The 20,893-nt window shown below is 71.7% G+C and carries 21 protein-coding genes; 18 read left to right on the forward strand and 3 right to left on the reverse strand.

The features are described from left to right. Positions 1 to 11: 11 nt before the first annotated feature. Positions 12 to 1,565 (reverse strand): diguanylate cyclase, encoded by a 1,554-nt coding sequence (locus A8711_RS03095; RefSeq protein ID WP_064447839.1) that lies wholly within the window; start codon positions 1,563 to 1,565, stop codon positions 12 to 14. Between the two features lie 130 nt (positions 1,566 to 1,695). On the opposite strand from A8711_RS03095, the gene prmC reads away from it, so the two are divergent. The 4 genes from prmC (at position 1,696) to A8711_RS03115 (ending at position 6,063) form a co-directional block, all read left to right on the forward strand. Then, positions 1,696 to 2,586, forward strand: coding sequence for a peptide chain release factor N(5)-glutamine methyltransferase (gene prmC / locus A8711_RS03100; RefSeq protein WP_043328636.1), 891 nt, complete (start codon positions 1,696 to 1,698; stop codon positions 2,584 to 2,586). Then, positions 2,586 to 3,230, forward strand: a complete 645-nt coding sequence (locus tag A8711_RS03105; RefSeq protein ID WP_069087389.1) for an L-threonylcarbamoyladenylate synthase — start codon at positions 2,586 to 2,588, stop codon at positions 3,228 to 3,230. The genes prmC and A8711_RS03105 overlap by 1 nt, the downstream gene beginning before the upstream one ends. Next, positions 3,231 to 3,842: a phosphotyrosine protein phosphatase gene (locus tag A8711_RS03110; protein WP_043328639.1), complete on the forward strand. Its 612-nt coding sequence runs from the start codon at positions 3,231 to 3,233 to the stop codon at positions 3,840 to 3,842. A gap of 112 nt (positions 3,843 to 3,954) precedes the next feature. After that, on the forward strand, positions 3,955 to 6,063 hold the full coding sequence (locus tag A8711_RS03115; protein WP_069087390.1) for a transglycosylase domain-containing protein: 2,109 nt from the start codon (positions 3,955 to 3,957) through the stop codon (positions 6,061 to 6,063). A gap of 3 nt (positions 6,064 to 6,066) precedes the next feature. On the opposite strand, the gene A8711_RS03120 is transcribed toward A8711_RS03115, so the two are convergent. Further along, entirely contained in the window at positions 6,067 to 6,693 is a 627-nt protein-coding gene (locus tag A8711_RS03120) for a TetR/AcrR family transcriptional regulator (protein ID WP_043328643.1), read from the reverse strand. A 109-nt stretch (positions 6,694 to 6,802) separates the two neighbouring features. Here A8711_RS03120 and A8711_RS03125 point away from each other — a divergent pair, with 109 nt between their 5' ends. After that, positions 6,803 to 7,585 (forward strand): SDR family NAD(P)-dependent oxidoreductase, encoded by a 783-nt coding sequence (locus A8711_RS03125; RefSeq protein WP_069087391.1) that lies wholly within the window; start codon positions 6,803 to 6,805, stop codon positions 7,583 to 7,585. Here the strand turns inward: A8711_RS03125 and A8711_RS03130 are convergent. Then, positions 7,582 to 9,048 carry an SDR family oxidoreductase gene (locus A8711_RS03130; protein ID WP_069087392.1) on the reverse strand — a complete coding sequence of 489 codons (1,467 nt, stop codon included), beginning with the start codon at positions 9,046 to 9,048 and terminating at the stop codon, positions 7,582 to 7,584. The two genes, A8711_RS03125 and A8711_RS03130, sit on opposite strands and share 4 nt — an antisense overlap. Before the next feature lie 35 nt (positions 9,049 to 9,083). Between A8711_RS03130 and glyA the strand changes: the two genes are divergently transcribed. The 13 genes from glyA to A8711_RS03195 all read left to right on the forward strand — a co-directional run bounded on the left by glyA (position 9,084) and on the right by A8711_RS03195 (position 20,022). Next, a complete protein-coding gene (glyA, locus tag A8711_RS03135) occupies positions 9,084 to 10,370 on the forward strand; it encodes a serine hydroxymethyltransferase (RefSeq protein WP_069087393.1) in 1,287 nt (428 codons plus the stop codon). Continuing rightward, a complete protein-coding gene (locus tag A8711_RS03140; RefSeq protein ID WP_064447834.1) occupies positions 10,367 to 10,804 on the forward strand; it encodes a hypothetical protein in 438 nt (145 codons plus the stop codon). The genes glyA and A8711_RS03140 overlap by 4 nt, the downstream gene beginning before the upstream one ends. A gap of 159 nt (positions 10,805 to 10,963) precedes the next feature. Beyond that, positions 10,964 to 11,185 (forward strand): hypothetical protein, encoded by a 222-nt coding sequence (locus tag A8711_RS03145; protein WP_030504733.1) that lies wholly within the window; start codon positions 10,964 to 10,966, stop codon positions 11,183 to 11,185. A 42-nt stretch (positions 11,186 to 11,227) separates the two neighbouring features. Continuing rightward, positions 11,228 to 12,007 (forward strand): F0F1 ATP synthase subunit A, encoded by a 780-nt coding sequence (gene atpB, locus A8711_RS03150; RefSeq protein ID WP_043328655.1) that lies wholly within the window; start codon positions 11,228 to 11,230, stop codon positions 12,005 to 12,007. Between the two features lie 93 nt (positions 12,008 to 12,100). After that, on the forward strand, positions 12,101 to 12,325 hold the full coding sequence (atpE, locus tag A8711_RS03155) for an ATP synthase F0 subunit C (protein ID WP_018789141.1): 225 nt from the start codon (positions 12,101 to 12,103) through the stop codon (positions 12,323 to 12,325). A 29-nt stretch (positions 12,326 to 12,354) separates the two neighbouring features. After that, a complete protein-coding gene (locus A8711_RS03160; RefSeq protein WP_069087394.1) occupies positions 12,355 to 12,882 on the forward strand; it encodes a F0F1 ATP synthase subunit B in 528 nt (175 codons plus the stop codon). Continuing rightward, entirely contained in the window at positions 12,882 to 13,703 is an 822-nt protein-coding gene (locus A8711_RS03165; RefSeq protein ID WP_030504730.1) for a F0F1 ATP synthase subunit delta, read from the forward strand. Before A8711_RS03160 ends, A8711_RS03165 begins: the two co-directional genes overlap by 1 nt. A gap of 72 nt (positions 13,704 to 13,775) precedes the next feature. Next, positions 13,776 to 15,425 carry a F0F1 ATP synthase subunit alpha gene (atpA, locus tag A8711_RS03170; RefSeq protein WP_030504729.1) on the forward strand — a complete coding sequence of 550 codons (1,650 nt, stop codon included), beginning with the start codon at positions 13,776 to 13,778 and terminating at the stop codon, positions 15,423 to 15,425. Between the two features lie 4 nt (positions 15,426 to 15,429). Beyond that, complete coding sequence (locus A8711_RS03175) at positions 15,430 to 16,359, forward strand: F0F1 ATP synthase subunit gamma (RefSeq protein WP_030504728.1); 930 nt, start codon at positions 15,430 to 15,432, stop codon at positions 16,357 to 16,359. After that, positions 16,359 to 17,804 (forward strand): F0F1 ATP synthase subunit beta, encoded by a 1,446-nt coding sequence (gene atpD, locus A8711_RS03180; RefSeq protein WP_043328657.1) that lies wholly within the window; start codon positions 16,359 to 16,361, stop codon positions 17,802 to 17,804. Before A8711_RS03175 ends, atpD begins: the two co-directional genes overlap by 1 nt. 216 nt (positions 17,805 to 18,020) lie before the next feature. Further along, positions 18,021 to 19,166 carry an LCP family protein gene (locus A8711_RS03185; protein WP_069087395.1) on the forward strand — a complete coding sequence of 382 codons (1,146 nt, stop codon included), beginning with the start codon at positions 18,021 to 18,023 and terminating at the stop codon, positions 19,164 to 19,166. 109 nt (positions 19,167 to 19,275) lie between these two features. Next, on the forward strand, positions 19,276 to 19,554 hold the full coding sequence (locus tag A8711_RS03190) for a F0F1 ATP synthase subunit epsilon (RefSeq protein ID WP_043328661.1): 279 nt from the start codon (positions 19,276 to 19,278) through the stop codon (positions 19,552 to 19,554). 12 nt (positions 19,555 to 19,566) lie between these two features. Further along, positions 19,567 to 20,022, forward strand: a complete 456-nt coding sequence (locus A8711_RS03195; protein ID WP_043328663.1) for a DUF2550 domain-containing protein — start codon at positions 19,567 to 19,569, stop codon at positions 20,020 to 20,022. Positions 20,023 to 20,893 lie beyond the last annotated feature (871 nt).

Consider the following 20,893-nt stretch of genomic DNA (forward strand, 5'->3'; position numbering starts at 1 on the left):
TTCCTTACCGCTCAGCTCGCGCGTGGTCGCGCCTTGGCGCGCAGCATCTCCCGGTCGGCCAGCTCGAACGCGGTGCCGAGCGCCTCCCGGACGCTGACAGTGGTGCTGCCGTCGACCTCGGCGAAACCGATCGTCACCCCGACCGGCGTGCCCGGCACCAGCGACTCCCAGTCCTCGGTGCGGACGGCGGCCTCGATCCGCCGGGCCACCTCGACCGCCTCCGGCATGACGGTGTCGGGCAGCACCACGACGAACTCGTCGCCGCCGTAGCGGGCCACGAAGTCGCCCCGCCGCATCACCCGGTTGATCACCCCGGCGACCCGTTGCAGCACCAGGTCGCCGGAGTGGTGGCCGTGGCGGGTGTTCACCGCCTTGAACCCGTCGAGGTCGCAGACCCCGATCACCACGCGCTCGCCCCGGGACACCACGGCGCCCAGGTAGCGCTCCAGCCGGCGCCGGTTGGGCAGGCCGGTGAGCGGGTCGGTGAGCGCCTCGCCCTCGTACCGGGCCGCCTCGCGGCGCATCTCCTCGTGGTCGATCCGGGCGGCGATGCCGTCGATGTAGACGTCCCGCAGCCGGTCGCTGCGCCGCGCGGCCAGCCGGAACGCGTGCCGGTCGGCCCGGTGCGCGCCCGCGTGGTCGCCGGCCCGGGCCAGCGCGACGCTGCGCAGCCGGGGTGCCTCGGCCGCGCCGAGCGTCTCGTCGGAGACCTGGAGCGCGTCCAGCCGGGTGACCGCCTCGATCGGGCGGTTGGCGGCGACGGCCAGGCAGACCTGACCGAGCTGGCGCAGGTCGCGGGCGCGGGCGCTGTCGCCGCCGTGGCCGAGCAGCCGTTTCGGGTCGGCGTCCCCGGCGGACTCCACCCGGTCGCCGAGCGCGGCCCGCCGGGCGGCCGCGTAGCCGTACGCGGCGAGGCTGCTGGGGCGCAGGTTGCCGGCCCGCCCGCCGCGCAGGAAGCGGGCCAGGTCACCGGCGACGTCGCGGAGCACCCGCAGGCAGCCGTCGCTGTCGCCGTTGTGGTCCAGCGCCACCGCGTTGCGCAGCCGGATCCCCGGCGCGGCGAACGTCTCCTCCGGGATGCCGGCGCTGAGCCCCACCTCGCGGGCCCGCTCGATCGCGCCCAGAGCGTGGCCGTGGAAGCTCAGGTACGAGTACGCCATCGCGAGGTCGTGCCAGCCCCACGCGGTGTCCCGGTCCGGCGTGTCGTCGGCGCCCAGCGCGCGGGCGGCCCGGACCAGGTGCATCACGCACCGGTCCAGCGCGCCCTGGTGGTGGGCGGCGAGCGCGGCGAGCGCGTTGAGGTGCCCGTGCAGGTAGGGCTCGGCGAGGTCGCGTACCGCGGCGGAGGCGTCCTCGACGGCCCGGGTGAACTCGGCGGTCCGGCCGAGGTTGATCAGCGCGGACAGGCGCTGCACGAGCGCGTCGGCGCGGGCGTACGGGTCGCCGGTGGTGCGGATGACGCGGTCGAGCAGGACGCACGCCTCCGCGGACCGGCTGGCCTCCTGCAGTGACCGTGCGCGTCGGAGAGCGTCAACCTGGTCCTCGACCTGGTCGAGCCAGCCCACTCGCGACCTCCCTGCGGTGTGCGCCCGGACGCACCCGCTCGTGAGGTGAGCCGCGACGCCTCATGATTATTGCGTGACCGCACTCCCGCAACACCCGTCCGAAGGGACAGAACGCGAACGCGCCTCGCTGGTGATCAACCGGGTGGCGCGCGCGCTCGCCGCGGCGGGCGTCGAGGCGCCCCGCGCCGAGGCCGAGCAGCTGGCCGCGTACGTCCTGGACGTGCCACGCGGCCGGCTGGCGCTGGCCGACGGCTTCACCCCGGCGCAGCGTGACCGCCTGGACGCCCTGGTCGGGCGGCGGGTGACCCGGGAGCCGTTGCAGCACCTGCTCGGCTCGGCCGGTTTCCGGCACCTGGAGCTGGCGGTCGGGCCGGGCGTGTTCGTGCCCCGGCCGGAGACCGAGCTGCTGGCCGGGTGGGGGATCGAGCGGGCCCGGGAGCACGCCGCGCCGCTCGTGGTCGACCTGTGCAGCGGCTCCGGCGCGATCGCCCTGGCGGTGGCGCAGGAGGTGCCCGCGGCCCGGGTGGTGGCTGTGGAACGGTCCCCGGCCGCCCTGGCCTGGCTGCGGCGCAACGCGGCCGACCGGGCTGCCGCCGGGGACCGGCCGGTCGAGGTGGTGGCCGCCGACGTGACCGGTCCGGAGCTGCTGGCCGGCCTGGCCGGGCGGGTCGACGTGCTGCTGTGCAACCCCCCGTACGTGCCGAGGTCGGTGGCGGTGCCGCCGGAGGTGGCCGGGCACGACCCGGACGAGGCGGTGTTCGGCGGCGCGGACGGGCTGGACGTGATCCGCCCGGTGGTGCGCCGGGCCGCCGAGCTGCTGCGCCCGGGCGGCGCGATCGGGATCGAGCACGACGACACGCACGCGGCGGCGGTGCCCGCGCTGCTGCGCGGCGACGGCCGCTACGACCGCGTCGAGGAGCACCGGGACCTGGCCGGGCGGCCCCGCTGGGCGAGCGCGTCCCGGCGGGCGGACGGCACCCACGCCGAGACCGCCCGGGCGTGGCAGACTGACTCCTCGTGATGCTCTACGACTGTCGGTCGCCCGCCGACCGGGACCGCGGCATCGCCGCTGCCATCGAGGCGGTCAAGAACGGGGAACTCGTCGTCCTGCCGACCGACACGGTCTACGGCATCGGGGCGGACGCGTTCACGCCGTACGCGGTGAAGGCCCTGGCGGACACCAAGGGCGGCGCCCGGCAGGCGCCCCCGGTGCTCATCGGCTCCCGGCACACGCTCGACGGCCTGGTGTTCTCGTTGCCCGGCGCGGCCCGCGACCTGGTCGAGGCGTTCTGGCCGGGCGCGCTGACCATCGTCGTGGAGCATTCGCCGAGCCTGGCCTGGGACCTGGGCGACACCAGCGGGACGGTGGCGGTGCGGATGCCGCTGCACCCGGTGGCGCTGGAGGTGCTGCGGGAGACCGGGCCGATGGCCGTCGCGTCGGCCAACAAGGTCGGCCAGCCGGCCGCGCTCACCGCCGAGGAGGCGCGCGACCAGCTCGGCTACGGCGTGCGGGCCTACCTGGAGGCCGGGCCGGCGGTGGACCCGGTGCCGAGCACGATCGTCGACCTGACCGGCGAGGTGCCGCGGGTGCTGCGTGAGGGCGCGGTGACGCTGGCGAAGCTGCGGGAGGTCGTGCCGGGCATCCTCGACGAGCGGGGGGTCTGAGTGCCGCCCTTCACCGTCCTGCACGTCTGCATGGGCAACATCTGCCGGTCGCCGATGGCCGAGCGGCTGCTGCTGCTCGCGGTCCGGGAGCGGCTGGCCCGCCTCGGCGTCGACCCGGCCGGGTCGGACGCGCTCGTGCACAGCCACAGCGCCGGCACCGGCGGCTGGCACGCGGGCGAGGAGATGAACCCGCCCGCCGCCCGCCAGGTGCTCTCGCGCGGCGGCGACACCGAGGGGTTCGCCGCCCGGCGGCTGCGCTCGGATCTGATCGACGCCGCCGATCTGGTGCTCACCGCCACCGCCGACCAGCAGGAGTACGTGGTGGCGCTGCGGCCGGACGCCGCCGCGCGCACGTTCGTGCTGGGTGAGTTCGGCCGTCTGCTCGGCGGGCTGGACCGCGCTGCGCTGCCGCCGGCCGAGCCCACGCCGGACGCCGTGTACGCGCGCGGCGTCGCGCTCGTGGCGGCTGTCGACGCGGCCCGGCAGAACGCCTCCGCGCTGCCCACCGACGATCTGGACGACCCGTGGGGCCGGGGCGACCAGTGCTTCAGCCGGGTCGCGGACGAGATCGAGGAGACGGTGCAGCCGCTGGCTGCCGCGCTGTTGCCCTGAGATTCATCCTTCCTCGCGAACTTTCTGCGCCTTTCTCGGAAGGTGTCGGCTAAAGCGAACATTCGGGTCATTCTGAACTGGTCCGTACGGCCGGCTCCTGCGGGGAGAGCTGATGAACCGGGCCTATCTCGACAAACTGTTCACCGTTGTGCTCGCCGGCGTGCTCGCCGGGCTGGTCCTGGCCGTCGCGGCGCTGCCGGCCGCGCTGGTCTTCGGGCTGGGCCTGAAGAACCTGATGCCGTACACCGCGCTGCCGGAGGCGCTCAAGACGCCGCAGCCGGCACAGCGGTCCAACCTGTACGCCAACGACGGGCGGACGCTCATCACCTCGTTCTACGTCGAGGACCGGGTGGACGTGCCGGTCGCCGAGGTGGCGCCGGTGATGCGCGACGCCATCGTGGCCGCCGAGGACGTGCGCTTCTACGAGCACCACGGCGTCGACGTGCGCGGCGTCGCGCGGGCGTTCACCGCCAACCGCCGCGAGGGCACCCGCCAGGGCGCCTCCACGCTGACCATGCAGTACGTGCGCAACGCGCTGGCCGGGGACCCCCGGCTGACCGAGGAGCAGCGCGCCGCCGCCACCGAGATCACCGTGGGGCGCAAGATCCGCGAGATGCGGTACGCGCTGACGCTGGAACGGCAGATCGGCAAGGACGAGATCCTCGGGCGCTACCTGAACATTGCGTACTTCGGCGCCGGGGCGTACGGCATCGCCGCCGCCAGCAAGCGCTACTTCTCCACCACACCGGACCGGCTCACGCTGGCCCAGGCCGCGCTGCTCGCCGGGCTGGTCCGGTCCCCGGCGGACGACCCGATCAACGGCGACGCCGATTCGGCCCGGCAACGGCGGGCGTACGTGCTGGACCGGATGGTGGAGACCGGCCGGGCGAGCGCGGCCGACGCCGAGGCGGCGAAGGCGGCGGAGCTGGCGCTGGCGCCCAACACCACCCCGAACGACTGCGCCGCGGTGCCCGCCGACCACAACGACTGGGGCTTCTTCTGCGACTGGTTCACGCAGTGGTGGAACGCCCAGCCGGCGTTCGGCGAGACGGTGGACGAGCGGCAGCGCACGCTGCGCCGCGGCGGCTGGTCGATCGTGTCCTCGCTCGACCCGGACGTGCAGGCCAAGACGAGCGAGCAGGTGCGGGAGATCTACCCGGAGACGATCGCGCGCGCCGCGCCGACCGCCGTGGTGCAACCGGGCACCGGGCGGGTGCTGGCGATGGCGGTGAACCGCACGTACGGCGTGGCCGCGAACCCGGACGGTCAGCAGAACTACCCGAACACGGTCAACCAGCTGGTGGCCGGCGGTGGCGGCATCACCGGCTACCAGGCGGGCTCGACGTTCAAACTGTTCGCCCTGCTGGCCGCGTTGGAGTCCGGGCTGCCGCTGGACACGGTGTTCGATGCGCCGCGCGTCTACGTCACGCAGTACCCGGTCGGCGCCGGCCCGGCGAGCTGCGGCGGCCGGTGGTGCCCGGCGAACGCCAACACCTACTGGATGGACGGCGACCGGGACATGTGGGACGCGTTCGGCCGGTCGGTGAACACGTACTTCGCCTGGCTCACCGAGCGGGTCGGCGCGGACCGGGTGGTCGAGATGGCCCAGCGGCTGGGCATCGTGTTCCGCGCTCCGGCCGACGCGAAGATGGCCCACGACGGCGCGAAGAGCTGGGGCCCGTTCACGCTCGGCGTCTCCGCCACCACGCCGCTCGACCTGGCCGGCGCGTATGCCGCGGTGGCCGCCGAGGGCACCTGGTGCCGGCCCACGCCGGTCACCTCGATCGCCGACCCGTCCGGCCGGAAGATCCCCGCCGGGAACACCGACTGCCGGCAGGTGCTCGACACCGAGGTCGCCCGCGCGGCGGCCGACGCCAGCCGCTGCCCGGTCGGCGACCAGTCGATGTACCGGCGTTGCGACGGCGGCACGGCCGAGGAGCTGGCTCCGGGCCTGCGCCGTCCGGTGGCCGGCAAGACCGGCAGCTCGGAGCGGAACGCCACGGAGACGGTCGTCGCGTTCACGCCGCAGCTCTCGGTGGCGACGATCGCGGCGAACCCGGACGACCCCCGGGACGCGGTCGGCGGCGGCGTGCAGAAGCGGCAGATCGCCGCGGTGGGCCGCATCCTCGCGTGGGCGTTGCGCGACGAGCCGGTACGCGACTTCGTCCCGCCGGGCCAGGCGGTCGCCTTCCAGCACACCAGCCCGCGCACCGGCAACTGAGGGTCAGCTCGCCGGCCTGCCGTATCGCGCGACCATGGTTCGGACGGCTTCGTCGACGACCGCTGTCGTGCGGTCCGGGGTGACCGTCCAGTCCGGGAGGACCAGGCGCGGCCAGAGCAGGTAATTGGAGATCATCCCGAGGAAGTGCGTGGCGGCCATCTCCGGGTCGGCGACGTCCGCGGCTCCCGCGTCGTGCTCGGCCGAGAGGTAGATCCGGACGGACTCGAAGTACGGCAGCTTGCCCTGCGCGAAATGTGCTCTGGCCAGCTCGGGAAAGCGTGGCAGCTCGGCGATCACGATGCGGAACAGGTCGGTCATCTCCGGCCGGCTCAACAGCGTCGCGTAGTGCCGTCCGAGGACCGTCAAGCCGGCCGTCAGGTCACCGGCAGGTGGCACGTCGGCGACCTCGTTGCGGGCCCAGGAGTCGATGACGATGGCGTCGAACAGAGCCGCCTTCGTCGGAAACTGCTTGAACAGCGTCGCCTTCGACACGCCGGCACTGGCGGCCACACGCGCCAGTGAGGCCCGGTCGTAGCCCAACTCCAGGAAGAGCTCGGTGGCGGCCTGCACGATCAGCGCGCGCTTCTCCTCCGCCACACGCTGGTGATAGGCCGACGGCGCTGGGGTCATGCGGCCATCATAGCGAGGCGAGTGGGTTGACTCACCATTCGCCCAGGGCGTAGCGTCGGCATGGTGAGTCGCCCGACTCGCCATCCGTCTCGCGTCACCGGAGGATCCGATGTCCCGCTTCGCCAATCAGACAGTTCTCGTCACCGGCGGCACCGGTGGGCAGGGGGCCAGCCACGTTCGCGCCCTGCACGCCGAGGGCGCCAACGTCGTCATCGGCGCCATCGACGCCGAGCGGGGCGCCGGCCTCGCCGCCGAGCTGGGACACCGGGCGCGGTTCGTCCGCCTGGACGTCTCCCGGGAGGAGTCGTGGGTCGCCGCCGTCGCGGAGACCGAGAAGGCATTCGGCGCGCTCACGATCCTGGTCAACAACGCCGGGGTGCAGAACCCGCCGGCCCTCATCGAGTCCACCAACCGGGCCACCTGGGCTCGTATCCTCGACGTCAACCTCACCGGCACTTTCCTCGGCATCAAGGCGGCCGCCCCGGCGCTGCGTCGCGCGGGGGGAGGAGCGATCGTCAACATCGGCTCCACCATGGGGATGGGTGGTACCGCCCTCTACGCGCCCTACGTCGCCGGTAAGTGGGCGGTGCGTGGGCTCACCCGGACCGCCGCCCTGGAGCTGGGCCGCGACAACATCCGCGTCAACGCGATCCACCCCGGCGTGATCGAGACCCCGTTCATCACCGAGCCGGCGGCCGGCAGCGACGCCCCGATCGCCGACTTCTACTCGCCGGAGCCGTTCGCCGTCCCGCGACTCGGGCAGCCCGCCGACATCACCGCGCTGCTGTTGTTCCTCACGTCGCCGGACGCGGCCTTCATCACCGGCGCCGAGTACGTCATCGACGGGGGACTGCTCCTCGGCCCCGCACTGCGGGGCGACTCTCCCGCCTAACCGGCCGGGTGTTCGGCGCCCTTGGCGATGTTGCGGGCCATGCCGCCGAAGACGACGGCGTGGAACGGCGCCACCGAGGCCCAGTAGAGGTGGCCGGGCAGCCCGCGCGGGAGGAACACGGCACGCTGCACGTACCTGCTGCCGCCGTTACCGTCCGGTTCGGCGCGCATCTCCAGCCACGCCCGGCCGGGCAGCCGCATCTCGGCGCGCAGCCGCAGCAGCTCGCCCGGGACGATCTCCTCGACCCGCCAGAAGTCCAGCGCCTCACCGACCTGGAGGCGGTGCGGGTCACGCCGCCCCCGGCGCAGCCCGACGCCGCCGACCAGCCGGTCCATCCAGCCGCGCACCGACCAGGCCAGCGGGAACGAGTACCAGCCGTGCTCGCCGCCGACGCCCTCGATGACCCGCCACAGCGCCTCCGGTGGCGCGTCCACCGCCCGCTCCCGCATGTCGGTGTACGCGGTGCCGCCGGACCAGCGCGGGTCCGACGGCAGCGGCTCGGCCGGCGCGTCCGGCCCGCTCGCGTTCGACCAGCGCGTCTCCACCTGCGCGTCGCGCACCTTGGACAGCGCCAGCGCCACCGCCTGGTCGAAGCCGGTCAGCCCCTCGGGCGGGTCCGGCACGTACGCGGCGATGTCGTGCTCGTGCGCCACCGCCTCATGCACCAGGCTCTCCACCAGCGGCCGGGCGATCGCGTTCGGCACCGGCGTGATCAGGCCGACCCAGTGCGAGGACAGCGACGGGGTGAGCGGGCGCACCGGCAGGATGACCCGGGGCCGCAGCCCGGCCACCCGGGCGTAGCGCTGCATCATGTCGCTGAAGGTCAGCACGTCCGGGCCGCCGATGTCGAAGGCCCGGTTCACCTCGGCCGGCAGGTGCGCGCAGCCGACCAGGTAGCGCAGCACGTCCCGGACCGCGATCGGCTGGATCCGGTTGCGCACCCAGCGCGGGGTGACCATCGCCGGCAGCCGCTCGGTCAGGTACCGCAGCATCTCGAACGAGGCCGAGCCGGATCCGATGATCACCGCGGCGCGCAGCACCGCCGTCGGCACGCCGCTGTCCAGCAGGATCCGCGCGACCTCCGCCCGGGAGCGCAGGTGCGCCGAGGGCAGGCCGTCACGCTCCGCCGGCTCCGGCCCGCCGAGGTACACGATCCGGCGTACGCCGGCGGCGCGCGCCGCCTCGGCGAAGTTGGTCGCCGCCTCCCGGTCGGCCGCCTCGAAGCCGCGCTGGCCGAGCGAGTGGACCAGGTAGTACGCGACCTCCACGCCCTCGAACGCGGACGGCAGCGTCTCCGGGCGGCGCAGGTCGCCCTCGACGATCTCCGCGTCGGCCGCCCAGGGCACGTCCCGCAGCCGCCCGGCCGTGCGGGCCAGGCAGCGTACGGTGTGCCCCTCGGCCAGCAGCCGGGGCGCCAGGCGCCCGCCGATGTAGCCGGTCGCGCCGGTGACGAGGCATCTCACGGCCTCCAGTCTGCGGCTCCGTAGACTCCTTCGCTGTGGAGAACGCGAGGGACACCTTCTGGGGGCCGGACTTCCAGCAGCTCAGTACCGTCGACCCGGAGATCGCCGAGGTGGTGCTGGGGGAGTTGGACCGGCTGCGCGGCGGTCTGCAACTGATCGCCAGCGAGAACCTCACCTCGCCCGCGGTGCTGGCCGCGCTCGGTTCCACGCTCACCAACAAGTACGCCGAGGGCTACCCGGGCCGGCGCTACTACGGCGGCTGCGCCGAGGTGGACCGGGCCGAGGAGCTGGGCATCGCCCGGGCGAAGGACCTGTTCGGCGCCGAGCACGCCAACCTCCAGCCGCACTCCGGGGCGAGCGCCAACCTGGCCGCGTACGCCGCCCTGGTGCAGCCCGGTGACACGGTGCTGGCCATGGACCTGCCGCACGGCGGGCACCTGACCCACGGCAGCCGGGTGAACTTCTCCGGCAAGTGGTTCCACCCGGTCGGCTACACCGTCCGGCCGGACACCGAGACGATCGACTACGACGAGGTACGCGACCTGGCCCGGGCGCACCGGCCGAAGCTGATCATCTGTGGCGCGACCGCGTACCCCCGGCTCATCGACTTCGCTCGCTTCCGCGAGATCGCCGACGAGGTCGGCGCGTACCTGATGGTGGACGCCGCCCACTTCGTCGGCCTGGTGGCCGGCGGCGCGATCCCGTCCCCGGTGCCGCACGCCGACGTGGTCACCGCGACCACGCACAAGGTGCTGCGCGGTCCGCGCGGCGGCATGATCCTGTGCCGGGAGCCGCTGGCCGCGCGGATCGACAAGGCGGTCTTCCCGTTCACCCAGGGCGGCCCGCTGATGCACGCGGTGGCGGCCAAGGCGGTCGCGCTGCGCGAGGCCGCGCAGCCGGAGTTCCGCACGTACGCCGCCCAGGTGGTGACGAACGCGCGGGCGCTCGCCGACGGCCTGGCCGCCGACGGCCTGCGGCCGGTCTCCGGCGGCACCGACACCCACCTGGCGCTGCTCGACCTGCGTGAGACGGGCGTGACCGGCGCCGAGGCCGAGGCCCGCTGCGACGCCGCCGGCATCACGCTGAACAAGAACGCGATCCCGTACGACCCGCAGCCGCCGCTCGTCGCCTCCGGCATCCGGGTGGGTACGCCGAGCGTCACCACCCAGGGCATGCGCGAGGGGGAGATGGGCCGGATCGCCGGGCTGATCGCGCGCGCGGTACGCACCGATCCCGGCGCCCCCGGAGGCGCGGACACGCTGGCCGAGTTGGCCCGCGAGGTCGCCGAGCTGGTCGCCGCCTTCCCGGCGTACCCCCGATGACGGCGCCACGGGCGGGTGAGCCCGGCGCGATCCGGTCCCGGCTGAACCACCTGCGRCTACCGTTGCTGGCGTGCGCGGCCCTCGCGGTGGTGGGGGTGCCGGCGGCGGCGCTGCTGCGCGGCCCGACCGGGGCGGCCGGCTTCGCGGCCGGGGTGGCGCTGGTGATCGTCAGCTACCTGATCTCCAGCCTCTCGGTCGCCTGGGCGGACGCCATCCACCCTCGGATGATCATGTCGGTCGGGTTGGTCACCTATGCCACCAAGATCGTGATCCTGGGCGTGGTGATGGCCGCCGTGGCGGCCACCGGCTGGCCCGGCCTGCCGGACATGGGCGTGGCGATCATCGCGGCCGTGGTGGCGTGGACCGGTGCCCACCTGACCTGGGCGATGAGGTCCCCGCTGCCCACATTCGAGCGTCGCGACGACAGCGAGTGACTTTGCTGAATCGTGTCCGGTACGGCGGGTGCCCTGACGGGCGCGACAGGAGTAACGTGGCGCCAGGTTGACGCGCCCGCAGTACGGCCCGCACGCTGTCCGCAGTGTGGGGGGTGCCGCACATCCCCGCGCGCCCCTGCTGATATTGTTCGCCACGTCATGGCCGATGACCCCCACTCCCACAAGTCCGACGAGCACTCGTCGGAGGGTGTGGCAGGCGCCGTCGTGGGTTACCTGCTCGCCGGCATTCTGGTGTGGGGTGGCCTCGGCTGGTTGGCGGAACGGTTCCTCGGTCTGCCAGCCGGCATCGGGGTCGCCGTCGGCATGATGCTCGGCGCGGCCGGGGCGATCTACCTGATCATGAAGAGGCTCAGTGCCTGAGTTCCGGCACACGCGGGTCTGTTGAGTGCGGAGGATGACACGGTGAGCGGACAGCTGGTCGTCGCCCAGGACCTTCCCTGGCCCCCCAGCGTCGGGGATTTCTACCCGCCGGACGTGGCCGGCCCCTGGGTCACCAAGTTCAGCATCATGATCTGGATCGCCGTCGCGCTGCTGATCATCTTCTTCGTGGCCGCGTACCGGAAGCCGAAGCTGGTGCCGGGCAAGGGCCAGTGGGCCGCCGAGGCCGTCTACGGGCTGGTCCGGGACAACATCGCCCGTGAGCAGATGGGCAACGCGGGCATCCGCTTCGCGCCCTACCTCACCGTGCTGTTCAGCTTCATCCTGCTGACAAACATCTTCAGCATCGTGCCCGGCCTGCAGATCTCGCCGAACTCGCACATCGCGTTCCCGATCGTGCTCGCCGCCATCTCGTACGTCATGTACAACTACGTCGGCGTCCGCAAGCACGGCCTCGGCAAGTACCTCAAGCAGAGCCTCATCCTGCCCGGCGTGCCGTGGCCGATGCACTTCCTGCTGATTCCGATCGAGTTCCTGCAGAACTTCGTCGTCCGGCCGGTCACCCTGGCACTGCGACTCTTCGCCAACATGTTCGCCGGCCACCTGCTCCTGCTGGTCTTCACCGTCGGCGGCTTCGTGATGCTCGGGTCGAGCAGCGTCTTCGTGCAGGCGACCTCGGTCTTCTCCTTCGCGATGGCGATCGTGATGGCCTTCTTCGAGGCGCTGGTGGCGGTGCTGCAGGCATACGTCTTCGTCACGCTGAGCGCCAACTACATCGGCACGTCGCTGGCCGACGAGCACTGAGATCCGGCTCGGCGGGCACCCGGCCCGGCCAAGCATCTGGTACCGACCGCGTACACGTGAGCCCTCACGTGTGAACTAGGAGGAATACCCGCAATGAACGTTCTTGCCGAGATCGGTGGCAACGTCAACACCATCGGCTACGGCCTCGCCGCCATCGGCCCCGGTATCGGTGTGGCCCTGGTCTTCGCGGCCTACATCCAGTCGAGCGCCCGCCAGCCCGAGTCGGCCGGCTACAACCGCACCTGGCTGGTGCTGGGCTTCGCCCTGGTCGAGGCGCTGGCGCTGTTCGGCCTGGTGCTCGCCTTCGCCGTTAGCTGACGCGAGCTCTCCCGATCCGGAGGTCTGACATGTATCTCGCCGCCGAAGGCGCGCACAATCCGATCTTGCCGATCTGGCAGGAGATGGTCGTCGGAACGATCTCCTTCGCCCTGCTCGTCTTCGTCCTGCTGAAGTTCGTCATGCCCCRCATGGAGGCGATGTACCAGGCGCGGGTCGACGCGATCGAGGGTGGCATCAAGCGCGCCGAGGCGGCCCAGGCCGAGGCGAACAAGCTGCTCGAGCAGTACCGGGCCCAGCTCGCGGAGGCGCGTACCGACGCCGCCAAGATCCGCGACGACGCACGGGCCGACGCCGACGGGATCCGCCAGGACATCCTCGCCAAGGCGCGTGAGGAGTCCGACCGGATCATCGCCGCCGGCAAGGAGCAGCTCGCCGCCGAGCGGGCCACCATCGTGCGCGAGCTGCGTACCGAGGTGGGCACCATCGCGGTGGACCTGGCCAGCAAGATCGTCGGTGAGTCGCTCGCCGACGAGGCGCGTCGCAAGGGCACCGTCGACCGGTTCCTGAGCGGTCTCGAGAGCACGGGGGCCCGCTGATGCAGGCCGCCAGCCGGGAGTCGTACCGGGCCGGGGCCGAGCGCCTCGACGCGTACGTCCGCGGCGCGGAGCCGTCGGCGGTGGCTGCCACCGCCGACGACATCCTCTCCGTCGCCGCCCTGCTGCGGCGTGAGCCGCGGCTGCGCCGGGCGCTCTCCGACCCGGCCCGGGCCGGCGCCGACCGCTCCGGCCTGCTCGGCGACATGCTGCGCGGCCGGGTCGGCGCGGAAGCGCTCGACCTGCTCGCGTCGATGGTGTCCGGCCGCTGGTCGGCCCCGTCCGAGCTGCTCGACGGTGTCGAGCGCCTCGGCGTGGAGGCGCTGCTGGCCAGCGCCGACCTGTCCGGCGACCTGGGCGAGGTCGAGGACGAGCTGTTCCGCTTCGGGCAGGTCGTCTCCGGTTCCGCCGAGCTGTCCAACACGCTCTCCGACCCGATGGCGTCGGTCGAGCGGCGGGCCGAACTGGCCCGGCAGCTGCTCGCCGGCAAGGCCCAGCCGGTCACCGTCAGCCTCGTCGAGGCCGCGCTCGCTGGTTTCGGTGGACGCTCCTTCACCGGTGCGCTCACCCGGCTGGTCGAGCTCGCCGCCGACCGGCGGGACCGTCAGGTCGCGTACGTGACCGTGGCGGCTCCGCTGACCGAGGAGGAGGAGCGACGCCTCGGTGCCCGCCTCTCGGAGATGTACGGTCGGGAGGTCTCCGTCAAGCAGACGGTCGACCCCGACGTACTCGGCGGGGCGCGCGTACAGGTCGGCTCCGACCTGTACGACGGCACCGTCCTGCGCCGCCTCAACGAGACCCGCAACGCGCTCGCCAAGCGCTGAGCCCTGATTCGTCGCCACCGGACCGGTCGGTACCAGGTATCCCGGGCCCTGAGATACTTAAGGAAGCAGAGGATGGCCGAGCTGACCATCTCGACGGAGGAGATCCGCGGCGCCCTGGAGCGCTACGTCTCCTCCTACACGGCCGACGTCTCCCGCGAGGAGGTCGGCACCGTCGCCGACGCCGGCGACGGCATCGCCCACGTCGAGGGCCTCCCCTCGACCATGACCAACGAGCTCCTGGAGTTCGAGGACGGCACGCTCGGTGTGGCGCTGAACCTCGACGTCCGGGAGATCGGTGTCGTCGTCCTCGGTGACTTCGGCGGGATCGAAGAGGGCCAGCGCGTCAAGCGCACCGGCCGGGTGCTCTCCGTGCCGATCGGTGACGCGTTCCTCGGCCGCGTGGTCAACGCGCTCGGCGAGCCCATCGACGGCCTCGGCGACATCGCCAACGAGGGCTACCGCGAGCTGGAGCTCCAGGCCCCGAACGTGATGTCCCGCAAGTCGGTCGACGAGCCGCTGCAGACCGGCATCAAGGCCATCGACGCGATGACCCCGATCGGCCGCGGTCAGCGTCAGCTGATCATCGGTGACCGGAAGACCGGCAAGACCACCGTCGCGCTGGACACCATCCTCAACCAGCGCGAGAACTGGCGCTCCGGCGACCCGAAGAAGCAGGTCCGCTGCATCTACGTCGCGATCGGCCAGAAGGCCTCCACCATCGCCTCCATCAAGGGGACGCTGGAGGAGGCGGGCGCGATGGAGTACACCACCATCGTCGCCTCCCCGGCCTCCGACCCGGCCGGCTTCAAGTACCTCGCCCCGTACACCGGCTCGTCCATCGGGCAGCACTGGATGTACGGCGGCAAGCACGTCCTGATCGTCTTCGACGACCTGAGCAAGCAGGCCGAGGCGTACCGGGCCGTGTCGCTGCTGCTGCGCCGCCCGCCGGGCCGTGAGGCCTACCCGGGTGACGTCTTCTACCTGCACTCGCGTCTGCTGGAGCGCTGCGCCAAGCTCTCCGACGAGCTGGGTGGCGGCTCGATGACCGGCCTGCCGATCATCGAGACCAAGGCGAACGACATCTCGGCGTTCATCCCGACCAACGTCATCTCCATCACCGACGGCCAGATCTTCCTCGAGACCGACCTGTTCAACCAGGGCGTCCGGCCGGCCATCAACGTCGGCACCTCGGTCTCCCGGGTCGGTGGCGCCGCGCAGGTGAAGCCGATGAAGAAGGTCGCCGGCTCGCTGCGGCTGAACCTGGCCCAGTACCGCGAGCTGGAGGCGTTCGCCGCCTTCGCCTCCGACCTGGACCGGGCCTCCCGCGCCCAGCTGGACCGCGGTTCCCGGCTGGTCGAGCTGCTCAAGCAGCCGAACTACTCGCCGTACCCGGTGCAGGAGCAGGTCGTCTCCGTCTGGGCCGGCACCGAGGGCAAGCTGGACGACGTCCCGGTCGGCGAGGTCCGCCGCTTCGAGTCGGAGTTCCTGCAGTACCTGCGGCACAAGCACGAGGGCGTCCTGGCCTCGATCGCGGACCACAAGTGGGACGACGACATCATCGCCTCGCTCGACTCGGCGATCACCGAGTTCAAGCAGCTCTTCCTGGGCAAGGAGGACGAGGTCCGGATCAACGAGGCGCCGGCCAAGCCGCTGGAGGGTGAGCAGTCCCGCGAGACGGTGACCCGCCTGCGCGACGGCGCCGACCGCCCGGCCGAGAGCTGATCCGATGGCCGCCCAGGTACGCGTTCTCCGGCAGCGGATCCGTTCCGCCAAGGGGATGAAGAAGATCACCAAGGCGATGGAGCTCGTCGCGACGAGCCGCATCGCCAAGGCCCAGGCCAAGGTGGCGGCCTCGCTGCCGTACGCCGAGGCGATCACCGGCGTGCTGACGGCGCTGGCCTCGAACGCGCGGATCGACCACCCGCTGCTCACCCCGCGCGAGCGGGTGCGGCGGGCGGGCGTCCTGCTGGTGACGGCCGACCGGGGTCTGGCCGGCGGCTACAGCTCGAACGCGATCCGGACCGCCGAGTCGCTGATCGCCCGGCTGCGCGCCGACGGCAAGGAGCCGGTGCTCTACGTCATCGGCCGCAAGGGCGTGGCGTACTACCGGTTCCGCAGCCGGCAGATCGCCGGAAGCTGGACTGGCTTCTCGGAGCAGCCGACGTTCGCCGACGCCCGCGAGGTCGGTGACACGCTGATCAAGGCGTTCACCGCCGGCGCGGACGACGTGGACGGGGATGCCGGCGCCGACGGGATCCTCGGCGTGGACGAGCTGCACATCGTCTACACCGAGTTCAAGTCCCTGATGACGCAGAACCCGGTGACCCGGATCATCGGCCCGATGCAGGTCGAGGACCGGCCTCGGACCGAGGGCGCGCTGCCGGCGTACGAGTTCGAGCCGGAGCCGGAGTCGCTGCTCGACGCCCTGCTGCCGAAGTACATCAACACGCGGATCTTCGCGGCGTTGCTGGAGTCGGCGGCGAGCGAGTCGGCCGCCCGCCGGCGGGCGATGAAGAGCGCCACCGACAACGCCGAAGAGATGATCGAGAAGTACACGCGCGAGATGAACTCGGCCCGTCAGGCCGGGATCACCCAGGAGATCAGTGAGATCGTCGGCGGCGCGAACGCGCTGGCCGCGTCGGGAAGTGAAGTGTGATGACTGTATCCGCAGTTGAGACCAAGACGGCCACGGGTCGCGTGGTCCGGGTCATCGGCCCGGTCGTCGACGCCGAGTTCCCGCGCGACGCCATGCCGGAGCTGTTCAACGCTCTGCACGTCGACGTGACCCTCTCGGGTGGTGAGAAGACGCTGACCCTGGAGGTCGCCCAGCACCTGGGTGACAACCTGGTCCGTGCCATCTCGATGCAGCCGACCGACGGTCTGGTCCGCGGCGCCGACGTGCGTGACACCGGGGCGCCGATCAGCGTGCCGGTGGGTGACGCGGTCAAGGGCCACGTGTTCAACGCGATCGGCGAGTGCCTCAACCTCACCGAGGGCGAGACGATCGAGGCCGACGACCGGTGGGGCATCCACCGCAAGGCCCCGGCCTTCGCGGACCTGGAGCCGAAGACCGAGATGCTGGAGACCGGCATCAAGGTCATCGACCTGCTCGCCCCGTACGTCAAGGGCGGCAAGATCGGCCTGTTCGGCGGCGCCGGCGTGGGCAAGACGGTGCTCATCCAGGAGATGATCACCCGGGTGGCCCGGAACTTCGGTGGTACCTCGGTCTTCGCCGGCGTGGGTGAGCGCACCCGCGAGGGCAACGACCTCATCGCCGAGATGACCGAGTCGGGCGTCATCGACAAGACCGCGCTCGTCTACGGCCAGATGGACGAGCCGCCGGGCACCCGTCTGCGGGTCGCGCTCTCCGCGCTCACCATGGCGGAGTACTTCCGCGACGTGAAGAAGCAGGAGGTGCTGCTCTTCATCGACAACATCTTCCGCTTCACCCAGGCCGGTTCCGAGGTGTCCACGCTGCTCGGCCGTATGCCGAGCGCCGTGGGTTACCAGCCGACCCTGGCCGACGAGATGGGCGAGCTCCAGGAGCGGATCACCTCCGTCCGGGGCCAGGCCATCACCTCGATGCAGGCGATCTACGTGCCCGCCGACGACTACACCGACCCGGCGCCGGCCACCACGTTCGCCCACCTCGACGCGACCACCAACCTGGAGCGGTCGATCTCCGACAAGGGCATCTACCCGGCCGTGGACCCGCTGGCGTCCTCGTCCCGGATTCTCGCCCCGGAGTTCGTCGGCGAGGAGCACTTCGCCGTCGCCACCGAGGTGAAGCGGATCCTGCAGCGCTACAAGGACCTGCAGGACATCATCGCCATCCTCGGTATCGAGGAGCTCTCCGAGGAGGACAAGCTCACCGTCGGCCGCGCCCGCCGGATCGAGCGGTTCCTCTCGCAGAACACGTACGCGGCGGAGCAGTTCACCGGCGTCCCCGGCTCGACGGTCCCGATCGCCGAGACCATCGACGCCTTCCGCCGGATCAGCGAGGGGGAGTTCGACCACTTCCCGGAGCAGGCGTTCTTCATGTGCGGCGGCCTGGAGGACCTCAAGGCCAAGGCCAAGGAACTGATGGGTGAGGAGGGCTGAGAGCCCGCTCACACAGGGGAGGGCCGTCCCGGCGAAAGCCGGGGCGGCCCTCGCCGTTTCCGACCATTGCATTACCAGATGCCCGGATCTCCGGCAAGCAGTTCGCCGAATCGCGCGGTACCGTTCCTGACACGACTTTCACATCCCGGCCGTTGATCTCTGCAACCAAACGGACCCCCGCGCCCGTCTTCCTACCCGTGGGCGTGACGATTGGAGATGCTCGTGGGCGGTAAGGGCGGCACGGACCGCGGCAAGCGGTCCATGTGGCGAGGCGTGCCCCGGTGGGCCCGCGTGTGCACGATCCTGGGCATCGTCATGGCGGTGCTCAGCGGCTCCGTGCTGCTCGGCTCCCGCGCCCTCGTCGCCCGCTACGAGGGCTCGGTCGGCAAGGCCGACCTCTTCGGTGACCAGGCCGCGGGCGCCAACGAGAAGAAGAGCGACATCAAGGGTCCGCTCAACATCCTGCTCGTCGGCGTCGACCCGCGTACGTCGACCGCCCGGCCGCTCGCCGACTCGATCATGGTGCTGCACGTGCCCGCCAGCATGGACCGGGGCTACCTCTTCTCGCTCCCGCGCGACCTGCGGGTGGACATCCCGGCCTTCGCCAAGGCCGACTACTCCGGCGGCAACGACCGGCTGAACGCCGCCATGTCGCACGGCAGCAACGTACCGGGGCAGAATCCCAGCACCGCGCAGGGCTTCGAACTGCTCGCCAAGACCGTGCAGGACGTCACCGGCATCAAGCGCTTCGACGCCGGCGCGATCATCAACTTCAGCGGCTTCAAGAAGATCGTCGACGCCATGGGCGGCGTGGACATGTACATCGAGCGGGAGGTCCGGTCCGAACACCTCCAGCCGGACGGTACGCCCCGCCAGCTCCGGCCCGGTGGCGGCGGCTACCTCGGACCGCAGGCGGTGTACAAGAAGGGCAACGCCCACCTCGAAGGCTGGCAGGCGCTGGACTACGTCCGGCAGCGCTACCCGAAGAACGGCGTGCCGGACGGCGACTACGGCCGGCAGCGGCACCAGCAGCAGTTCGTCAAGGCCATGGCGAGCCAGGCGGTCAGCGCCGACGTGGTGACCAACCCGGTCAAGCTCGACCGGGTGCTGCGGGCCGCCGGCAAGTCGCTCGTCTTCAACGGGCGCGGCAACAGCGTGGTGGACTTCGGGCTGGCGCTGAAGGACATCCGTCCGAACGCGATCGAGACGATCAAGCTGCCCGGCGGGGCGATCGGCGCCGGCAGCGCGTACCGGGGTGAGCGGCTGCTCGAACCGGCGGAGGACTTCTTCACCGCCCTGCGCACCGAACAGCTCGATGCCTTCCTGCTGGAGCACCCCGACTTCATTCAGAAAACCAAGTAGCCTGGGCGGGTGCGGGGCCGTGGTGGTCCGGCTCTCACCACCCGCGTTGGGTGGGCCGCGGGGGCGCGACTAGACTTTCGGCAATCCGCCGCCGCAGCAAGGAGACAGCGTGGCACAGCAGCTTCACGTCGAGCTCGTAGCCGTCGAGGAGAAGGTCTGGACCGGCGAGGCCGAAATGGTCGTCGCACGGACGACCGAGGGTGAGCTCGGTGTGTTGCCGGGGCACGCGCCGCTGCTCGGCCAGCTCGCGGAGCCCAGCCAGGTACGCATCAAGCAGGCCGGTGGCCAGCAGGTCGTCTTCGACGTGCCCGGCGGCTTCCTGTCGGTGACCAGCGAGGGCGTCACGGTGCTCGCCGAGAGCGCGACCCCCGCCACCCCGGCCCGCTGAGCAGACCCGCCGATGGAGATCGTCGAAGGGTTCGGAATCGGCGTAGCGGTAGTCGTCGTCGCCATTCTGATCCTCTTCATCCGGCGGGCCCTGTTCACACGTAGCGGTGGCACCATCCGGCTGAGCGTGCGGGTCTCCACGATCCTCGACGGTCGCGGCTGGTCACCCGGATTCGGTCGCTTCGTCGGCGACGAACTCCGCTGGTACCGCATGTTCAGCTTCGCGCTGCGCCCCAAGCGGGTGCTCTCCCGCGAGGGGCTGGCGGTCGAGCGACGGCGGCTTCCCGAGGGCCAGGAGCGCATGTCCATGCCGGCCGAGTGGGTGATCCTGCGCTGTACCAGCCACCACGCGCCGATCGAGATCGCCATGGCGCGTTCCACGGTGACCGGATTCCTGTCCTGGCTCGAGGCCGCCCCACCCGGGGCGGTCTCGCCGCGTCTGGCCTCCCAGGACTGGCCCGCCGCCTGACCTCAGCCGCTTGATCGACTCCACTTCCCCGAAGTGGCGGCACCCCCGCACACCTTGGCCGGGCTGAATCCGGCACCCGGTTCGCCCAGTCCGGCTGCCCCCGCACGACAGCCCTCACCTCGCCATCGATCTTGGAGTTGTGGCGCCCACGATGCCCGTTTGACGAGGTATGCGAGGCACCACAACTCCAAGATCGCCGAAGTTCCCAGGAGTTCCTGACGGGTTGCCGCCCCCCAGCTCCTGATGCCCCGCGCGATCTTGCACTTGGGTGCACCATAAATCCGGCGAATCGGGTGCCACGAGGGCCCAAAGTGCAAGATCGCGCGTGCGGCCCGCGGACCCGCGGCGGGGCGGCCGCCTCGGGTCAGCCTCGCTCCGAGGGCGTCGATCATGAACTTGGCGGCACCTGGTGTCCGTTATGTCGCCGCTAACCTCATGATCAACCCTGTGGCGGGGGCCCGGGGAGGCTTCTTCGAGGGTGATCAAGGGGTTTGTGTTCTCGTGGGTGCCGGAAAAGGCCGCAAACTCCTTGATCACGGGGCACAGAGCGAGGTGCCCTGATGGGCTGGGCGAATCTGGTCGATGGTGTGCGGGGTGTCGGGTTTGGGGGTGGTGGGCGGCACTCTGGTGGCGGAATCGTGGGCGGGCCGGTGGCGTTGTAACCGGGTGAACGACCGAGCAGGGCCGCGCCCCCGAGCGCGTCGGCTGTGGGAACAGACCTCAGGCCGTTGAGTACGTGCGGCGGCGTGAGCCGCGGGGAATCATCCCGCTCGGCTGGTCGTTGAACACGGTTCCGACGACGTGAGCCCCGCGCCGCCCCCCGGTGGTGTGAGGCGCCCGGGAATGATGCCGGGTCGACGGTCGTTGGACA

It is taken from the genome of Micromonospora sp. II (assembly GCF_001709195.1).
Classification (GTDB): domain Bacteria; phylum Actinomycetota; class Actinomycetes; order Mycobacteriales; family Micromonosporaceae; genus Micromonospora; species Micromonospora chalcea.